The 16,848-nt window shown below is 69.4% G+C and carries 23 protein-coding genes; 16 read left to right on the top strand and 7 right to left on the bottom strand.

From position 1 onward, the window contains the following. Window positions 1-16 precede the first annotated feature (16 nt). The gene (locus ACIP89_RS31095) at window positions 17-580 is read left to right on the top strand and encodes a hypothetical protein (protein WP_401930838.1); all 564 of its coding nucleotides are present in this window, start codon (window positions 17-19) and stop codon (window positions 578-580) included. 103 nt (window positions 581-683) lie between these two features. Here the strand turns inward: ACIP89_RS31095 and ACIP89_RS31090 are convergent, their stop codons facing one another. Further along, complete coding sequence (locus tag ACIP89_RS31090; protein WP_401925035.1) at window positions 684-953, bottom strand: hypothetical protein; 270 nt, start codon at window positions 951-953, stop codon at window positions 684-686. 269 nt (window positions 954-1,222) lie between these two features. Between ACIP89_RS31090 and ACIP89_RS31085 the strand changes: the two genes are divergently transcribed. Beyond that, a complete protein-coding gene (locus ACIP89_RS31085; protein WP_401925033.1) occupies window positions 1,223-2,017 on the top strand; it encodes an SDR family NAD(P)-dependent oxidoreductase in 795 nt (264 codons plus the stop codon). A gap of 81 nt (window positions 2,018-2,098) precedes the next feature. Here ACIP89_RS31085 and ACIP89_RS31080 read toward each other — a convergent pair whose 3' ends face one another. Then, window positions 2,099-3,229, bottom strand: coding sequence for a glutathione-independent formaldehyde dehydrogenase (locus ACIP89_RS31080; protein WP_401931046.1), 1,131 nt, complete (start codon window positions 3,227-3,229; stop codon window positions 2,099-2,101). A 224-nt stretch (window positions 3,230-3,453) separates the two neighbouring features. Here ACIP89_RS31080 and ACIP89_RS31075 point away from each other — a divergent pair, with 224 nt between their 5' ends. The 12 genes from ACIP89_RS31075 (at window position 3,454) to ACIP89_RS31020 (ending at window position 10,935) form a co-directional block, all read left to right on the top strand. Further along, on the top strand, window positions 3,454-4,422 hold the full coding sequence (locus ACIP89_RS31075; protein WP_402117802.1) for a hypothetical protein: 969 nt from the start codon (window positions 3,454-3,456) through the stop codon (window positions 4,420-4,422). Between the two features lie 220 nt (window positions 4,423-4,642). Beyond that, window positions 4,643-4,966 (top strand): gas vesicle protein, encoded by a 324-nt coding sequence (locus tag ACIP89_RS31070; protein ID WP_401925030.1) that lies wholly within the window; start codon window positions 4,643-4,645, stop codon window positions 4,964-4,966. A gap of 33 nt (window positions 4,967-4,999) precedes the next feature. After that, the gene (locus tag ACIP89_RS31065) at window positions 5,000-5,455 is read left to right on the top strand and encodes a gas vesicle structural protein GvpA (protein ID WP_401925027.1); all 456 of its coding nucleotides are present in this window, start codon (window positions 5,000-5,002) and stop codon (window positions 5,453-5,455) included. Then, the gene (locus ACIP89_RS31060) at window positions 5,452-6,213 is read left to right on the top strand and encodes a GvpL/GvpF family gas vesicle protein (protein WP_401925025.1); all 762 of its coding nucleotides are present in this window, start codon (window positions 5,452-5,454) and stop codon (window positions 6,211-6,213) included. The genes ACIP89_RS31065 and ACIP89_RS31060 overlap by 4 nt, the downstream gene beginning before the upstream one ends. A 1-nt stretch (window position 6,214) precedes the next feature. Next, complete coding sequence (locus ACIP89_RS31055; RefSeq protein ID WP_401925022.1) at window positions 6,215-6,469, top strand: gas vesicle protein GvpG; 255 nt, start codon at window positions 6,215-6,217, stop codon at window positions 6,467-6,469. Between the two features lie 7 nt (window positions 6,470-6,476). Further along, window positions 6,477-7,484: a histone protein gene (locus tag ACIP89_RS31050; RefSeq protein ID WP_402117801.1), complete on the top strand. Its 1,008-nt coding sequence runs from the start codon at window positions 6,477-6,479 to the stop codon at window positions 7,482-7,484. A 6-nt stretch (window positions 7,485-7,490) separates the two neighbouring features. Further along, the gene (locus tag ACIP89_RS31045; protein WP_401930850.1) at window positions 7,491-8,627 is read left to right on the top strand and encodes an SRPBCC family protein; all 1,137 of its coding nucleotides are present in this window, start codon (window positions 7,491-7,493) and stop codon (window positions 8,625-8,627) included. Beyond that, complete coding sequence (locus ACIP89_RS31040) at window positions 8,620-8,961, top strand: gas vesicle protein (RefSeq protein WP_401925014.1); 342 nt, start codon at window positions 8,620-8,622, stop codon at window positions 8,959-8,961. Before ACIP89_RS31045 ends, ACIP89_RS31040 begins: the two co-directional genes overlap by 8 nt. Next, a complete protein-coding gene (locus tag ACIP89_RS31035; protein ID WP_402117800.1) occupies window positions 8,958-9,803 on the top strand; it encodes a GvpL/GvpF family gas vesicle protein in 846 nt (281 codons plus the stop codon). The genes ACIP89_RS31040 and ACIP89_RS31035 overlap by 4 nt, the downstream gene beginning before the upstream one ends. 3 nt (window positions 9,804-9,806) lie before the next feature. Beyond that, complete coding sequence (locus tag ACIP89_RS31030; protein WP_024489246.1) at window positions 9,807-10,034, top strand: gas vesicle protein; 228 nt, start codon at window positions 9,807-9,809, stop codon at window positions 10,032-10,034. Beyond that, entirely contained in the window at window positions 10,031-10,309 is a 279-nt protein-coding gene (locus ACIP89_RS31025; protein WP_371774910.1) for a gas vesicle protein K, read from the top strand. Before ACIP89_RS31030 ends, ACIP89_RS31025 begins: the two co-directional genes overlap by 4 nt. A gap of 158 nt (window positions 10,310-10,467) precedes the next feature. Further along, entirely contained in the window at window positions 10,468-10,935 is a 468-nt protein-coding gene (locus tag ACIP89_RS31020) for an Asp23/Gls24 family envelope stress response protein (RefSeq protein WP_401925009.1), read from the top strand. Between the two features lie 54 nt (window positions 10,936-10,989). Here ACIP89_RS31020 and ACIP89_RS31015 read toward each other — a convergent pair whose 3' ends face one another. From ACIP89_RS31015 to ACIP89_RS30995, 5 genes are all read right to left on the bottom strand, one after another. Further along, a complete protein-coding gene (locus ACIP89_RS31015) occupies window positions 10,990-12,267 on the bottom strand; it encodes a peptide ligase PGM1-related protein (protein WP_402117799.1) in 1,278 nt (425 codons plus the stop codon). Then, window positions 12,264-13,319, bottom strand: coding sequence for an iron-containing redox enzyme family protein (locus ACIP89_RS31010; protein WP_402117797.1), 1,056 nt, complete (start codon window positions 13,317-13,319; stop codon window positions 12,264-12,266). The genes ACIP89_RS31015 and ACIP89_RS31010 overlap by 4 nt, the downstream gene beginning before the upstream one ends. Further along, a complete protein-coding gene (locus tag ACIP89_RS31005; protein WP_401925004.1) occupies window positions 13,316-13,564 on the bottom strand; it encodes a CDGSH iron-sulfur domain-containing protein in 249 nt (82 codons plus the stop codon). The genes ACIP89_RS31010 and ACIP89_RS31005 overlap by 4 nt, the downstream gene beginning before the upstream one ends. Beyond that, on the bottom strand, window positions 13,548-14,192 hold the full coding sequence (locus ACIP89_RS31000; RefSeq protein WP_402117795.1) for a HemK2/MTQ2 family protein methyltransferase: 645 nt from the start codon (window positions 14,190-14,192) through the stop codon (window positions 13,548-13,550). Before ACIP89_RS31000 ends, ACIP89_RS31005 begins: the two co-directional genes overlap by 17 nt. A gap of 314 nt (window positions 14,193-14,506) precedes the next feature. After that, window positions 14,507-14,971 carry a hypothetical protein gene (locus ACIP89_RS30995; protein ID WP_402117794.1) on the bottom strand — a complete coding sequence of 155 codons (465 nt, stop codon included), beginning with the start codon at window positions 14,969-14,971 and terminating at the stop codon, window positions 14,507-14,509. 164 nt (window positions 14,972-15,135) lie between these two features. On the opposite strand from ACIP89_RS30995, the gene ACIP89_RS30990 reads away from it, so the two are divergent. Both ACIP89_RS30990 and ACIP89_RS30985 read left to right on the top strand, forming a co-directional pair. Continuing rightward, entirely contained in the window at window positions 15,136-16,320 is a 1,185-nt protein-coding gene (locus ACIP89_RS30990; protein ID WP_402117793.1) for a zinc-dependent alcohol dehydrogenase, read from the top strand. Between the two features lie 60 nt (window positions 16,321-16,380). Then, window positions 16,381-16,833 (top strand): SRPBCC family protein, encoded by a 453-nt coding sequence (locus ACIP89_RS30985; RefSeq protein WP_402117792.1) that lies wholly within the window; start codon window positions 16,381-16,383, stop codon window positions 16,831-16,833. Window positions 16,834-16,848: the final 15 nt, after the last annotated feature.

Genomic DNA, 16,848 nt, shown 5'->3' with positions numbered 1-16,848 from the left:
CAAGGAGCACTACTCCATGACTCTTTCGCGTACCGTCCGGCGCACCGTCCTGACCGCGGCTCTGCTGTCCGCCTCCGCGCTGACCGTCTCCTCCAGCGCCGTGGCCGAGCCCGCCGCCCGCGCCGCCGCCCCGGCCGCCGCACAGGCGGCGCCGCTGCCGCCCGCGTGTCAGGAGGCGCTGCTCGAAACCCTGGACAAGTTCCCTGTCGTGGACTTCACGGTCCCCGAGAAGGCCAAGAACGCCCTGCTGGGCGAGGTGCTGGGGCTGAGCGAGGCCGACCAGGCGGCCTTCACCGAGGCGGGATGCGCGGCCTGGAACACCTGGGCGACCGACAACGGCCAGGCGGTCGCCGCGGACCTGGACACCCGCTACCGGAACGCGGCCGCGCCGGCCTGCAACAAGTTCGCCAAGGCCTCGATCGGGTCGATCAAGAAGTACGCCCCGAACGTACCCGCCGCGACCCGTGACCTGGAGGCGCTGGCCAAGAAGGTCTGGAAGAGCGCCATGGAGAAGCTCGCCGCGGAGGCCACCAACGCGGACTGCCGCACGGCCTACAACGGGGTGAAGGCCGGCTGGTAGCCGACACGGCTCGCGGGCCCGGCCCTTCCGGAAGGGCCGGGCCCGCGACCCCTTGCCGGCGACGGCGTGGCTCGGGGCGGTCCCGGTGCGCGGGGCCGGGGCGTCATGAGGTCAGCAGGGCTCCGAGGACGATGCCGCCGATCAGGCCCACGGCGCTGACCACGATGGCGATCACCGCGAGGCGCTCGTGCCGGACGGTCTTGGCGACTATGGCCAGGATCAGAGCGACCACGCCGAAGACGATCGGCACGAAGACGAGTGAGATCACGCCCAGCACGATCGCGATGATGCTCAGTACGTTGCCGGTCGCCGCGGGCCTCGGTGCGCCGTGGGGCTGCTGGCCGGTCTGGTGGTCGCCGTACTGCGTCGTCATGACCCACTCCTCTGTGATCGGCCTGAGGCCTGGTCCGGTGATGACCGGCTTGAACCTCGGTTGCCCCGAACTCCCTCTTGAACACCTCGACTTGATACCGGTCGAGGATGGGCGGCCGGGTGCCTCACCGCCCTGGGTGTGCACCCCTGGGGCCTGCGGGAGACGTGGGGCGGCCAGGGCGTCACGGGGGCGGCGAAAGGGGACAGTGGGGCGAGGAATCTATGATTATCGACTGATTGATCCGGGTTCATCCAGGGAAGGCGACTTCCATGCTCGTCAATCTCTCCGGAAAATCAGCTCTGGTCACCGGTTCCACGCAGGGAATCGGCGCGGCCATCGCCGCCGGTCTCGCGGCGGCGGGGGCCCGTGTCGCGGTCAACGGCCGCAGCGCCGATTCGGTGGCGGCTGCCATCGGGCGGCTGCGCGAACAGTGCCCGGAGGCGGAGTTCGTCGCCGCGCCGGGCGACATCGCGACCGAGGACGGCGCACGCCAGGTGCGGGACGCGCTGCCGCACGCCGACATCCTCGTCAACAACCTCGGTATCTTCGGCGCCAGGGCGGCGCTGGAGATCAGCGACGACGACTGGCGTCGCTACTTCGAGGTCAACGTGCTGGCCGCGATCCGCATGACCCGGGCCTATCTGCCGGGGATGAAGGAGAACGGATGGGGCCGGGTGCAGTACATCGCCAGCGACTCGGCGGTGGTCATCCCGGCGGAGATGATCCACTACGGCGTGTCCAAGACGGCGCTGCTGGCCGTCGCCCGCGGCTTCGCCAAGGACGCGGCGGGCACGGGCGTCACGGTCAACTCCGTCATCGCCGGCCCGACGCACACGGGCGGGGTCGAGGACTTCGTCTACGAGCTGGTCGACCAGGACCTTCCGTGGGACGAGGCGCAGCGCGAGTTCATGCGCACGCACCGTCCGCAGTCGCTGCTCCAGCGCCTCATCGAGCCCGAGGAGATCGCCCACATGGTGGTCTACCTGGCCTCCTCGTTCGCCTCCGCGACCACGGGCGGCGCCCTGCGGGTGGACGGCGGCTACGTGGACTCGATCCTGCCCTGACCTCGGCCGGCCACCGCCGTACGGGCCGTGCTGAACGGCCCGTACGGAACGATCCGGCCCGGGGGCTCTGCGTGGCGAGGGTCAGGGCTTGAGGACGACCTTGGTCCATCCCGCGTCGCGGTCGTCGAAGTGGCGATACGCGTTCGCGGCCTCGTCCAGAGGCAGTTCGTGCGAGACGATGAACGACGGCTCCGCCCTGCCGTGCTGGATGAGCCGGCCGAGGTAGCGGTTGTACGCCTTCACATTGGCCTGACCGGTTCCGATCCGTTGACCCTTGAACCAGAACTGGCCGAAATCGAAGGGCAGCTTGCCCTCTCGCGTCAGCTCGGTCGGTGCGCCGTCGTCCTGGGGGAGGAACACACCGACGACTCCGATGGCGCCGGTCGCCCTCACCGACGCGACCAGGTCGTTCATGGTCGCCTCGGGCTTCTCCTCGCCCTGCGGGTCGTGGGCCTGGTATCCGACACATTCGCAGCCCTTGTCGGCCCCACCGTCGGTCAGGTCGAGTATCTGCTCCACGTGGTCGCCCTCGGAGTCGTCGATGGCGGTGGCTCCGGCTTGTTCGGCGAGTCGAAGCCGGTCGGACTGCCGGTCCACGACCAGAACCTGGCTCGCGCCGCGCAGACGCGCGGAGTAGGCCGCCATGAGGCCGACGGGGCCGCCGCCATAGACGACGACGGACTCACCCGGCGAGACGCCGGCCAGTTCTGTGGCGTGGTAGCCGGTGGGGAAGATGTCCGCCAGCATCACGTAGTCGTTCTCCTTCTCCGCCGCGCCGTCCGGCAGGACAAGGCAGTTGAAGTCGGCCCAGGGGACCCGCAGGTATTCCGCCTGGCCCCCGGCGTAGGTGCCCATTGCCGCGAAGCCGTAGGCTCCGCCGGGTGTGTCGGAGTCGACCGAGAGACAGAAACCGGTGAAACCGCGCTCACAGTTGGCGCAGAATCCACAGCCGACGTTGAACGGCAGGCAGACACGGTCACCCACCTTCACGCGGTCCACTCCGGCACCGGTCTCGATCACTTCTCCGAGGTTCTCGTGGCCGAGTATCCGCCCGGTCTCCATCGTGGTCCGGCCCTCGTACATGTGGAGGTCGGACCCGCAGATATTGGCCGAGGTGACCTTGACGAGCACGTCTGTCGGACGTTCGATCCTTGCGTCGGGAACATCGGCAATCGCAACATCCCGCGGCCCCTGGTAAACGAGTGCCTTCACAGGGCTCACCGCCTTGCCTCTTGGTGTGCCACCTCGAACCGGTGCCGGCCCGAGGGCGAGCCGAACTGCATCGTTCATCCAGCATGCGCACAAGCCGGGCGATACGCAGAACGGGCCGACGATGGCGTCACCGCCACGCCGGACGACGGGGCGGGGGCAAACCCGCACCCGGCCCCCCCGCCCGTCGGGCGCTGGACCCGGCAGAGGCGGCCCCGGAGCGTGCGGTGCCCATCGGAGACTCCTCCCGAGGACAGGGCCTGCTCCGAGAGGGCCCCGACTGGGTCCAACCAGGGCCGGCGAGGCCGAGTCCGGTCCGCCGCACCCCGTGTGAACTGCAGTTTTCTGGGAAACGGCTTGAAGACAGGATCCGCAGCCGGAGCCGAATCAGGAGAAACCTGGTGGTGTACAAGGAAGACCGTGCGCAGCGAACGAGGGACGACCTCGAAGCTGCCATAGGCCACTACATGGTGGCTGTCGCCGGCAGGCTTCTCGACGAAGGCCTCCCGGTCTCCTCCATTTCCTCGTACGGAGCCTATGACGACCTCAGCCAGGACGCGTTCGGTGCGGACGTGGAAGGAAGCGTGGAGTTCACCGATGCCTTCCGGCGAAAGGTGTTCGGCGAGGGCCGGGACGCAGGACTCCTCTGGTGCGGTGTGTCGGGGTGGTGCTTCTTCTGCATACCCGAGGGCACCGGCCGGACGCTCATGGATTCTGCCCGGTGGATGGGGGGCGGTCTGACGCCCGACCCCGGCCGAGTGGCCGCGTTCCTCTCCGAGGTCCAGCTGAACGCTGAGTTCTCGGGAAGCGAAGAGCGGCCCTTCTACCGCGCTCCGCACGCGGACCCGAGATCACTCCTGCGGCGGCTCGCCGTGTTCGATCCCGGCAGCGGGAGTACGGAATCGTCGGATTACGGCAGCCGATTCGACCGGCTGCGGATCGATGCCTGCCAGACGCGTGTGGTGAGCGCACTGACCGCCGGGAAACAGGAGGTCGTCGAGGTCGCGTTGCGCAGTGGCGAGCTGCGGGCGGTGCTGGGATTCCTGGAGTACGTCGAGGCGGCGGCGCCGCAGGACGACGCACGGGAGATGGCGCGGAGGCTGCGCTCGGACCTGTCCCTGAGGGCGCGGGACGGGCGGGACGGCCTCGACGAGCATCGGGAGGCACTCACGTTCGCGGAAGAACAACAGCGTTAGCTGTCAGTGCCACGTGAAGTATCGGTAGTTGCGACGAGCGGTACCGTCCCCCACTGATTCCGTGCGGCGTCCGCCGCCCGTGCCGAGACCGGCGCATCGCCCCTGCGACCCCGCCCCCGAGCGCCGCTGGAGGCCTCGGCAGGCGGTCCGGTCCTGTTCCCGCGCACTCCGATGGAACCGCTCAAGATGCGCGGTCGACGGGAGTGACGAGACTGGGCTTATGGCAGAAGAACGTCGCACACGCGCCGGGAGCTCGAAGACGGCGACCGCCTCCCGCCCCCGACGACCGGCGCGAGGGCCGGAGCATGCGGCTCGTGCTGCCAGCAAGAGCCTGGAGGGGTTGATCGGTCATCCCGCGGAGGGGGTCTCCGCCGTGCGCCGCGAGGAAGACGGCTGGTGCGTGGTGGTGGATGTTCTCGAAGTGCCACGCATCCCCGACACCACAAGCCTCCTCGCCTCCTACGAGGTGCAGCTGGACCGGGACGGCGAACTCCTGCAGTACCGCAGGGTCCGCCGCTACCGACGCGGTGCAGCCGACGAGTGACCCGCGCTCCGCCCCCTGTTGGAAGGACTTTCCATGACCGCGACCACCTACACGGACGAGGTAGTGGCCTGCCCGCCACGCGCCGGAACGTTGTACGACGTACTGGAGCTCATTCTTGACCGTGGCATGGTCATCGACGTATTCATCCGTGTTTCGCTGGTCGGCATCGAGATCCTGAAGATCGATGCCCGCATCGTCGTCGCGAGTGTGGATACGTACCTGCGCTTCGCGGAGGCGTGCAACCGGCTCGACCTTGAGCGCGATTCCGGCAGCACCACCATTCCCGAGCTTCTGGGCGGCGGTGTGGCCAAGTCGGTGGGAAAGCGCAAGGCGCGAAACGCGGTGGAGACCGTGGGCAACACCGTACGCAAAGCAGTAGGCGGTGGCGACGACTCGTCCGAGGAAGAGGACGAGCCGCAGGAGCGTCCCAAGAAGCGACGTGCACCCGCCCGCAGCACTGAGAGCCGACGACGGCGCGCGGAGGCATGAGCGTGAGCGCGCCGGCCGAGGGTGTCTACGTCTACGCGATCCTGCGGGCCGCGACGGCGCTGCCGAAGGACGCGGTCGGCGTCGGATCCCCGCCGGCGGTCCTCCGGCTCATCGGTCAGGGCCCGCTTGCAGCGGTCGTCAGCGACGCGCCGCCGCAACTGCGCGCCCGGCGTCGCGATCTGCTGGCACACCAGGACCTTCTGACGCGACTGGGTGACGAAGGACCGGTGCTCCCCATGCGGTTCGGCATGGTCGCGGCGGACGAGCGGTCGGTCATCGCGCAGCTGACCGCCCAGGAAGCCGGGTACGCCGCCACGCTGGACCGGCTCGCGGGCCGCGTCGAGATCAACGTGAAGGTCCTTCCCGCGCAGAACGCGCTGGAAGCACTCGTCGCCGAGGACACGAGCGTGCGGCGGCTCCGGGCGGCCGCCCGGAGGGAACCGGGCTACGAGGCCAGCATTCGGCTGGGCGAGGCCATCGCCGGCGCCCTCACCAGACGGGCAGCCGCCGCGGGGCAGCGGATCCTGCGCGAGCTCGCACCTGCTGCCCGTGCGTCCGTCCCGGGTCCGGAGGTCCAGGGATGCGTGCTGAACGAGTCCTTCCTCGTCGACCGCTCCGAGAGCGAGGCCTTCCTCTCGCGGGCCCAGAGCCTCGGGGCGGCCTTTCGGGAGCATGCGGAGGTCCGGCCCGTCGGCCCGCTTCCCTGCTACAGCTTCGTTTCGGCGGAGGCCCGACCCGCGCTCGTGGGCGGGAACTGAGATGGGACTGATCACCGGTCTGCTCACGCTTCCGCTCGCGCCGGTGCGCGGCGTGGTCTGGGTGGCGGAGAAGCTCAATGACGCCGGCGAGCGCGAGCTGCACGACCCCGCTGTGCTACGTGCGCAGCTGGCGGTACTCAACCAGGAACTTGAATCCGGAGACATCAGTCTGGAGGAGTTCGAACGCGAAGAGGAACGCTTGCTCGACCGGCTGCACGCCGTACAGGCCGGCCCGGCACAGAGTGATCGAAGGTGACGAACTCATGGAAGATCAGACGAAGTTGACCCTCGCGGTCGCGGTAGTCGGCGGCTATGTGCTGGGCCGGACCAAAAAGGGACGGGTCGCGCTCAGCGTCGCGACCTATCTTGCCGGCCGGCGCTTCGGCCTGGAGCCCCGCCAACTCGCCGCAGAGGGCATGCGCCGGCTCAGCGAGGTCCCCCAGGTCGCTGAACTCCAGGAACAGCTCAGGGGCGAAGTTCTTGACGCGGGCCGCAAGGCCGTGACGGCTGCCGCCAACCGCAGCATGAGCACATTGGCCGGCTCGATCAGCGAGCGCACGGCTCGTCTTCTTGAACCCCCGACCGACGCGGACGAGGACGAGAGCGACGAGGACGAGAGCGACGACTACGAGGACGGCCAGGAGGACGAGGACGAGGGCGACGAAGAACTCGCAGACGCAGACGCAGACGCAGACGAGGACGAGGCGTACGAGGACGAGGACGAGGAGTACGAGGACGAAGAGGAACCGGAGGAGGGTGACGATGAGGGTGAGCAGCCAGTAGAGGACGAGGACGAGGACGAAGAAGAGGACGACGACGAGGAAGAAGACGAAGAAGAACCCGAGGCGGAGGAAGAGCCGGAGGAGGAGCAGCCGAGAAGGCGCCCGTCCCGCCGGACATCGTCGGACAGGGCCAAGAGCGGTGGGGGAGGCGGAACGTCCCGGACTGACAAGGCCGCGGCGAAGCGGACCGCTCCGGCCAGGAAGACGACTGCTTCCAAGAAGGCGGCCCCGGCGAAGAAGGCCGCGGCGAAGAAGACCGCCCCAGCCAAGAAGGCGGCAGCCAAGAAGCCCGGCGGCTCTGCGAAGAAGGCCGCTGCCAAGAAGACCGCCCCGGCCAAGAAGGCGGCAGCCAAGAAGCCCGGCGGCTCTGCGAAGAAGGCCGCTGCCAAGAAGACCGCCCCGGCGAAGAAGACGGCCGCCAAGAAGACGGCAGCAGGCAAGTCATCGTCGAAGCGGGCCGCATCCAAGCGCACCAGCGGTCGGAGGTAGCGAGTCATGGCCAGGACGGAAAAGGCAGAGCCTGAGTCGGAAGAGACCGACGAGACCGAAGAGACCGAAGAATCCGGAATGGGCAAACTCCGCGGTGAGCTGTCCAACTTCCTCACCACGCAGGTGGAGAAGCTCGCGGAGAAGGCAGGGGACAAGCTGACCGATGTCACCAGTCAGCTGACCGATGTCGCTGAGAACGGAGGCTCTTTGCCGGCCATCGGTTCCCGCGTACTCCAGGGCGACTCTCCGGTGAAGGCGTTCGTCTCGGAGAAGGCCAAGGGCGTCAAGGACAACGTGGTGGACAAGGCCAAGGAGGCCTTCGGCGGCGGAAAGAGCAAACGTAAGGCGAGCGGCGGAAAGGTCATGAACATCATCGAGGTTCTCGATGTGGGAGTACCGCTCCGCACCGCCTACGACCACTGGACCCAGTACGACCAGTTCAGCAGCTTCGCCAAGGGCGTGCGCGATGTCTCGATGGACGAAGAGATGTCGAGCGACTGGAAGGTCAAGGTGGGGCCCTCCTCCCGAAGCTTCAAGGCAACGGTCCAGGAACAGGTTCCGGACGACCGCATTGTCTGGACATCCGAGGGAGCCAAGGGCACGACCCGAGGCGTGGTGAGCTTCCATGAACTGGCACCGTCCCTCACCCGCATCGTCCTGGTCATCGAGTACTACCCGTCCGGCTTCTTCGAGAAGACGGGCAACCTGTGGCGTGTGCAAGGACGCCGGATCCGGCTCGACTTCAAGCACTTCCAGCGGTACGTCACGCTCACGGACGAGGAGCCGGACGCGTGGCGCGGCGAGATCCGCGACGGAGAAGTAGTCGTATCGCACGAAGAGGCCATGGAGAAGGAAGAGGCGGAGAACGAGGAGGAAGGCGAGAACGAGGAGGACCCGGAGGGGGAGGAATACGAGGACGAGGACGAGGACGAGTGGGACGAGGAGGACGACGGTGAGGACGAGGGCCCGCTGACGGACGAGGACGACGAGGAGGAGCCGGACGACGAGGAGGAAGAGCCGGAAGAGGAAGAAGAGGACGAGCCGGAAGAGGAAGAGCCGGAAGAGGAAGAAGAGGACGAGGCACCGCGCAGAAGGCGGACCACGTCCGCGAAGCAGCGATCACGGAGAGCACGAAGTGACTGATCTCGACTTCCGACAGGATGCTTCCTATCCCGTAGCCGGACCGCAGAACACCAACTTGGCGGACATCCTGGAGCGCGTACTCGACAAGGGAATCGTGATCGCCGGGGACATCAAGATCGACCTTCTCGACATCGAGCTGCTCACCATTCGCCTGCGGCTCTTCGTCGCGTCCGTGGACACGGCGAAGAAGGCCGGGATCGACTGGTGGGAGACCGATCCGGCACTCAGCTCCCACGCGGCCAGGAACGCCCTCAAGGATGAGAACCGCGAGCTGCGGGCGCGGCTTGAGGCACTTGAATCGCACTCCGAAGAGAAATCAGCGGACCCGCGATGAGCCGGGGAGAGGAAGAACAGGGGCTCATGACGGAGTGCGGCGCGAGGCCATCGGAGACGAACGCCACCTACGTGTTCGCGGTCTGCCAGACGGAGGGAAACCCCCACGCGGACGGTCTCACCGGGGTCGCGCCCGACGAACCGGTGCGCTCCCTGCGCATCGGCCCGCTCACAGCGATCGTGCAGACCGTTCGCGAGGCTGACTTCACGGACGAGGTCTGGCAGAGACGGCTGACCGACGAGGCCGAACTCGAACGGTACGCGCGTGCCCACCATGAGGTCGTCTCGGCAGTCGCCGCGCGTTTTCCCACGGTGCCCCTGCCGCTGGCCACGTTGTACAACGGGGATGAGAGGGCCGCGCTCGCACTCGCCAATGAGTCGGCACGTTTCCGCACGGCGCTGACGCGTATCGCGCGGCACGCCGAATGGGGGATCAAAGTCTACGCACCCGCCACGCGGAGCGCGGCCGATGACGCCCCTGAGGAGCTGACGGCAGCGGCGGCGGACGGGGCGGGCCCGGCCCCCGGAGCGGGCAGAGCCTACCTGGAACGCAAGCGCAACCTGCGGTCGCGGCGTGAGCAGCGGCAGACGGATTCCTTGCGGCTCGCGGATGCCGTGGACGCGGACGTCAGCCGCCTTGCCACGGAGTCCCGCCGGCTCCGCCCGCACGGCAACGGAGCCGTTGACGAGCGTCGCGTACAGATCCTGAACGCGACCTATCTGGTCGCGGCGGATCGGGCCGCCGAACTGGATCTGCTGGTTGACGGCTTGCGACAGCGTACCGGTGCGCACATCGAGGTCTCCGGGCCGTGGGTGCCCTACTCCTTCGTGGGCGGGGTGTAGTCCATGACGCACGAAGCAGTTCCGTGGGACGGCCCCGGCGGCTTGAGCGGCCCGATCGGGGTGCCACTGGTCGACCTCCTGGACCGTGTCCTGGCGACCGGGGTGGTCGTGAGTGGCGACCTGGTCATCGCGATCGCCGACGTACCGCTCGTACGTGTCTCACTCCACGCGCTGCTGTCATCGGTCAACGAGCGGGTTCCCGCCCCCTGGTCTGACAGCGGGCCGCTGTGACGAGCTCACGAGTGGACCTGGATTCCGGGCAGATGGGGCGAGATCTGGTCACCCTGGTACTCACGGTGGTCGAACTGCTCCGGCAGTTGATGGAGCGTCAAGCCCTGCGGCGCATCGACGAAGGTGATCTGACCGACGATCAGACCGATGAGATCGGCACCACCCTGATGATGCTCGACCAGCGCATGGCGGAGCTCTGCGAGCAGCACGGGGTACGGATGGAAGACCTCAATCTCGACCTCGGGCCCCTGGGTTCCCTCCTGCCGCGTGACTGAGGGCGGAGCCAGGAGCGGCAGACCCGAATACGCTGCGCCGCCGGGGCACCCGAATGGCGTATGTGGGGATCTTGGCGCACCGTGGAAAGGGGCGCGGGCGGCGGAAATCGTCCGCCGCGTCCGGCTGGCTCCCACGGAACTCTCGCTGCGAGGTACTCATGGCGACGAACGGCACTGAAAACGGAACGGCACTGGGATCGAACGGGTCGTCGGGCGGAACCAGGGGGACGACGGTCATCGCGGATTCCGTGGTATCGACGATCGCGGGGATAGCGGTACGTGAGACCGATGGGGTCCACGCCGTCGGCGGGGGTGCCTCCCGGGCTGTGGGAGCGATGCGGGACAAGGTGTCCCGCTCCAACGACCCGGGCCGCGGAGTGAAGGTCGAGGTGGGCGAGAAGCAGGCCGCCGTCGACGTCGACATCGTGGTCGACTACGGGACGCTCATTCTGGACACCGCCAAGAAGATCCGCATCCATGTCACCGATGCGGTGGAGACGATGACCGGACTGGAAGTCGTCGAGATCAACATCAGGGTTCTTGATGTCTACGTGCCGGGGGACGACGACAGCGCGGACGACGACGAGGAGAACGCTGCTCCCGAGAGGTCGCGCCGCGTTCAGTGAGGCCGGCGCGGCGAGTCCTGCGGAAGGCCCCTTGGTGGCCCCGGCCGCGTTCCCTCACAGGTCCTTGCGGCCGAGGGCCGCGGCCAGTCCGGCTTCCAGTTCGGTGAGCCGGGCGTGGTCGGTGGCCAGGGCCGTGTACCGCCAACCGCTCCCGCCGGCCGGACGGTCGGTGTAGAGGAGTACCCCTTCGGCGTCGCCGGGCCGGAAGTCGAGTCCGGCCCCGGTCAGCCGCGCCACGGCCGCGTCGAAGGAGAGCGGAGCGGCGGCGACAGCCGTGCCGGTGGCCCAGGCGGGCATGGGCCGGCCCGCGCCGGTCAGCCGGCTCACCAGGGCGTGGGCCGTGGTGGTCGCGGTGCGGCGTACGTTGCATTCCAGTGCGTACAGCGTCCCGTCGTGGGCGGACAGCGCGTCCAGGCTGTATGCCCCGCGGTAGCCGTCGAGGGCCAGTTTGCGGCCGAGCGCCCGGGTCCAGGCGGTCAGTTCCCCGCATGCCGGTCCGGACAGGCCGGCGAGGGGCGAGCGGTAGCCCGCGAAGGAGCCGCCGCTCATGCGCATCTCGCCGTCGTACGTGACCTCGACCCGGCCCGCGCTGATGTGCCCCTGCGCGCTGACGGCCGCGGTGTGGTCCACGTACTCCTCGACGACCCAGTGGCTGTCCGGGGGCGGCGGCGGTTGTGCCGGGCAGCGCTCGCTCCGGGTGACGAAACGCAGGCCGTGGCCGCCGGCGGAGCGGTCCGGTTTGACGACCACCCGTTCGTGGGCGTCCAGCAGTGCGCCGGTCGCCCGGCCCAGCTCCGCGCCCGTGCAGGACCGGCCGCGGGGCAGGCGCAGGCCGAGGGAGCGGGCGACCGTGCGGAAGCCGGACTTGGTGTTCATCCCGGCAACCGCTCGCAGGGTCGCGGCACTGGGCGCGCCCGCTTCGTAGGGCAGTACGGGGATGCGGAGGTCCGCGGCCAGGGCGACGGCCGCCTCGTCCAGCGCGGTCGGGAGCAGCCGGGCCGTCGGGCGCTCACCGACGAGGGCCCGCAGAGGCTCCAGCAGCCCGTGCCCGGCCAGCGCCTCGGGCATCGGTACGTGCGGGGTGTCCGGCACGACGACGACGGTCACGGAGCCGTCGGGTATGCCCAACCGGTGAAAGACGTACCGGCGGAACGGATCACTGAGCGGGACGGGACTGATCAAGACGTCGCCCGGCCGGGTGAGCCACAGTTTGCGCGGTGCCTGCTCCGACCACTGGCGCAGGATCTGCTCCTCACGCAGGTCCGCCGCCAGCGGGGAAACGAAGTTGGCGAGGATGACGAGGGAGCCCCGGCCCTCAGGCCCGGTGATCATCGGTCACCCGGGCTGCCGGGATGCTGCGTCGCCGCCGGCAGCGGGACGCGCAGGGCGGAGCGGCCGTCCCGCCAGGCCGTCAGCAACAGCGCACCCAGCCTGTCCTCCAGCAGACCGGTGGCCTGGACGCCGAAGGCCACGTCGGCGTCCAGACCGGGCTCTGCCGACAGGAGGGGATCGATCACCTCGTGCCGGATGACCTGCTCGTGCACCGCGTCGGCCTCGACGTGCTCGTCGTAGAAGCGGGCGGCGGCCGGCCCGGCCCCGGTGCGGCGCATCGCCTTCGCGAGCCGCCGGGACCCGGGAGAGGACGTCACCTCCACCGCGGCGAAGTGCCCCACGAGAGCGCCGCGCAGCGCCCGGTGCAGTCCGAACAGCGACATCACGTTGACCGTGCACAGCCCCTGCGCCGGGGTCGCGTCGAGATAGCGGCCGTAGGCGTGGTCCAGGGCGAGGTCGTCCATCAGGTCCGCGAAGAGCCGGGCGTGGACATCCTCGGCGCGTCCGGCGCCGAACTCGTCGTACTCCACCGCCACCATCGCGGCCTTCGCCCGGCCGTGCAGCCGCGGGATGACCCACGCGTGCGGGTCGGCCTCCTTCAGGTGGTACAGGGAGCGCAGGGCCGCGTACTCCCGGACCTGCCAGAGCAGGCCCTCGCTCTGCAGGAAGTCACTCACACCGGTGCCGTCGTCAACGGCCGGTTCGGTGAGGATCGTGGCGAGGGCCCCATGCGCGTCGGCGTCCCCCGGCACGTCCGTGCGCAGGGCGGTCAGGAAGCGGTGTTCCAGCGCACCGCGCAGCCGCAGCAGGTCGGAATCCCACTCACGGTCGTCACCGACGCCGTCGAATCCCTGGTAGTGCAACTCGTAGAGCGCGTAGAGCGCGAGCTGGAGATCGTCCCCGTAAGGATCGGCCTCCGACACGGCCCGCGGATCCACCTGCGGGACGTGTCCGTCCCGCAGGGCCGACAGAACGGCGTGGGAGACGACACCGCGTGGAGCGGGCAGCACCGGGCTGACGGCACGTGATTCGAGGTAGGGCCCACCGGTCATGCCGCCGCACCTGATTCCGGGCCGGTGGCGGCGTCGCTCTCGGACCCGGCGGGCGTCGAGCGGCTGCGGTGGCTGGTGTCGCACCAGGGATAGCGGCGGCTGCGACGGCAGGTGCACACCGCCACCACGAAGCGCTCGGAGGTGACAGCCACGCCGTCATGCCCGGTGACGGTCACGGGCCCCTCCACCAGGAGCGGTCCGTTCCGTTCGAGACGGATACGGCGGGGATCAGCATGTGCGGGCACGGATGACCACCAGTTCCTCTTTGTCCTGCTCCTGGTCGCCCAGCAGTCCCTGATCGCGCAGCCACGGCAGCCGGGAGCGCAGGACGGGGCCGAGGGGGATGAGTTCGCTGTCAATGACCTCCGCGTCCAGGCGCGCCCGCGCGAGGACGTCGATGGTGGCCTGGGCGCCGCACATCTTCGAATGCACCATGAGCAGGGTTCCGCCGGGCCGCAGAACGGTCGCGGCGGTCGCACAGACCCGGTCGACGACGGCCCGGCCGTCCGGACCGCCCTCCCAGGCACGGGCTCTGCCCCGCAACGGCGGCAGAGCGGCCGGCGAGGGAACGTACGGGGGGTTGCTGATCACCATGTCGTACCGTCCCGCGTCGAGAGCGGACAGATCGCGATACCGGACGGTGATCCGGCTGCGGTGGATCGCGGCGTTCACCCGGGCACACAGCACCGCCCGGTGGGAGACGTCGATGGCGGTGACCCGGGCGCCCAGCCGGGCCGCGTGAACCGCCAGGGCCCCGCTGCCGGTCCCCAGCTCCAGGACACGTGTGCCGGGGCTGATGTTCTCCCGGGCCAGGGCCCGCATGAGGAGGTGCGTGTCGTGCTGCGGGGTGTAGACGCCCGGTACCGTCAGCATGCGCCGTGGTCTCGTGCGAAGTGATACGGCCATGGCCGCCTCTCGCCCTTGTTGTGGCGAGGACTGCTCGCCGTTCGTCCAGGATGGGCCGCGCTCAGGTCGGCCGCCACTTTGGCGATCACGGCCTGTGTCCGGCGGTCCTCCTCGTCCGCAGCCTTTCTGGTTCGGCACACACCTGCCCACCGAAACGCAAGGCATGACCGCTGCGGCACATGTCCGGAAACCCACGTGTCCGGAAACCCACGTGTCCGGGAACCCGCGCGGCAGGGGCGCACGCGCGGGTCACCGGCCGGGAGAGGCCGTCGGCGGATCCTCTAGTCCGGGTCCACGGCGGCCGGTTCCCCGGTGGGGGCGCCGGGGGTGCCGCCCCGCGGGCGGCGGGCCCGTTTCAGTTCGGCCTCGTACAGGTGGTCGCGGCCCTGGGCGAGCTTGCGGACCAATTGCCGTTCGATGTCGGTGAACGGCCGGTAGTAGGTCAGGTTGTAGGCCTCGACGAGCTGGAAGGTCCAGTGGCCGGGGATGACGTTGCGGCCGAGTACCTCACGTTCGACGAGATCGGCGTCCCGGTCGTGGCCGGCCTCGCGCAGGAGCCGGACCGCGTCGCCGACGGCGAAGTCGGCGCTGCCGGTCAGCTGGTGGAACTCGTACAGCGCGCCGCGGGCGCGTTCGGTCGTCTCCAGCGCCTTCGACAGGGCGCCCAGCGCTTCGACGGTCTTGTCGCTGACTCCTTCGGGACGACGGTGTGTGGTGTCCGGGTGGCTGTTCCGCTCATCGCTCACGCCCGTACCTATGCCCCGAGCCCGTACACACCTACCTGCCGGCCACCGGCCCCCGCGGCCGTCTGCCGGAATGCGCCCGGCCGGGAAGGGCGCGACAGTGAAGTGCGGAGCGCCGTTGTCCGCGGCTGTCTGCGGCCGGGATCTCTCCCGAGAGGATTCGCCTGATGCGCGCACTGACCTGGCAGGGCAAGAGGGACGTCCGGGTGGAGACCGTTCCCGATCCGAGGATCGAGGACCCGACGGACATCATCGTCAGGATCACGTCCACCGGCATCTGCGGCTCGGACCTGCACCTCTACGAAGTCCTGGGCCCCTACCTCGACCCCGGAGACATCCTCGGCCACGAACCCATGGGCATCGTGGAGGCGGTCGGCCCCCAGGTGACCTCGCTCGCCCCCGGGGACCGTGTCGTCATCCCGTTCAACATCTCGTGCGGGCACTGCTACATGTGCGATCAGGGGCTGCACTCCCAGTGTGAGACCACGCAGGTCCGCGAGCGGGGCATGGGAGCAGCCCTCTTCGGCTACACCAAGCTCTACGGCCAGGTGCCCGGTGGCCAGGCGGAGCTGTTGCGGGTTCCGTTCGGAGACACCCTGCCGGTCAAGGTGCCACACGGGCCGGCGGACGACCGGTTCGTCTACCTGTCCGACGTGCTGCCCACCGCCTGGCAGGCCGTGGAGTACGCGGCGATCCCGCCCGGTGGGTCGGTGACCGTTCTGGGGCTCGGGCCCATCGGCGCGATGGCCGCGCGTATCGCCAGGCACCGGGGCGCGGGCCTGGTGGTGGGCGTCGACCTCGTGCCCGACCGGCTGTCCCGCGCCGCGGCGGACGGGGTGCTCAGCCTCGACCTGCGCCGGCACGGCAAGGAACTCGGCGACGCCATCCGCGATCTCACCGACGGACGGGGCACCGACGCGGTGATCGACGCGGTCGGCATGGAGGCGCACGGCGCACCCGTCGCGAAAGCGGCGCACGGGGCGGTGGGGGTGCTGCCCGACGCCCTTGGGGAACGGCTCATGGAAACGGTGGGCCTGGACCGGCTGGCCGCTCTCCGGGCGGCGGTCGACGTGGTGCGCAGGGGCGGCACGGTCTCGGTGTCCGGTGTGTACGGCGGCGCGGCCGACCCCCTGCCGATGCTGACCATGTTCGACAAGCAGATCCAGCTCCGGATGGGACAGGCCAACGTCAGACGCTGGGTCGACGACATCCTCCCGCTGCTCACGGACGAGGACCCGTTGGGCGTCGATGACTTCGCGACGCACCGCCTGCCGCTCGAAGAGGGGCCGCACGCCTACAAGACCTTCCAGGACAAGCGCGACGGGATGATCAAAACGCTGCTGATCCCCTGAGCGCGGTGTCCGGCCGGCCTGGCCGAAGCGGACGCCCGCTCAACGAGACGTGGAGGACCGATGGCCGTACGACATCGACTGATCGAAAGCCCCGTGCACGATGTCTGGGCGGTTCTGGCCGACGGCAGACGGTACGCGGACTGGGTGGTGGGGACGTCGGAGTCGCGTCCCGAGGACGGAGAGTGGCCGCAGGTCGGCTCCAGCATCACGTACACGGTCCGGGCCGGTCCGTGGTCGGTGGCCGGAAGCACCGTCGTGCGGCGCTGCGAGCCTCCCGGGGTGCTGGAACTGGAGGTAGACAGCGGGTGGCTCGGCACCGCCCGGATCGCCCTGGAAGTGCGGCCGTGGGGCGACAACGCCCTGGTGACCATCGATGAACACCCGCTGCGCGGCCCGGCCGGCAAGCTGCACAACACAGCCGTGGACGCGCTGATCCAACTACGCCACCGCAGCATGCTCGCCCGACTGGCCGACACCGTCGAGACGGCCCCGCGGGGGATGCACAGGGCCTGAAGTCCGCACCGGCCG

Source organism: Streptomyces sp. NPDC088730, assembly GCF_044751215.1.
In the GTDB taxonomy this organism is placed as follows: Bacteria; Actinomycetota; Actinomycetes; order Streptomycetales; family Streptomycetaceae; genus Streptomyces.
This window is presented reverse-complemented; position numbering and strand designations above follow the sequence as displayed.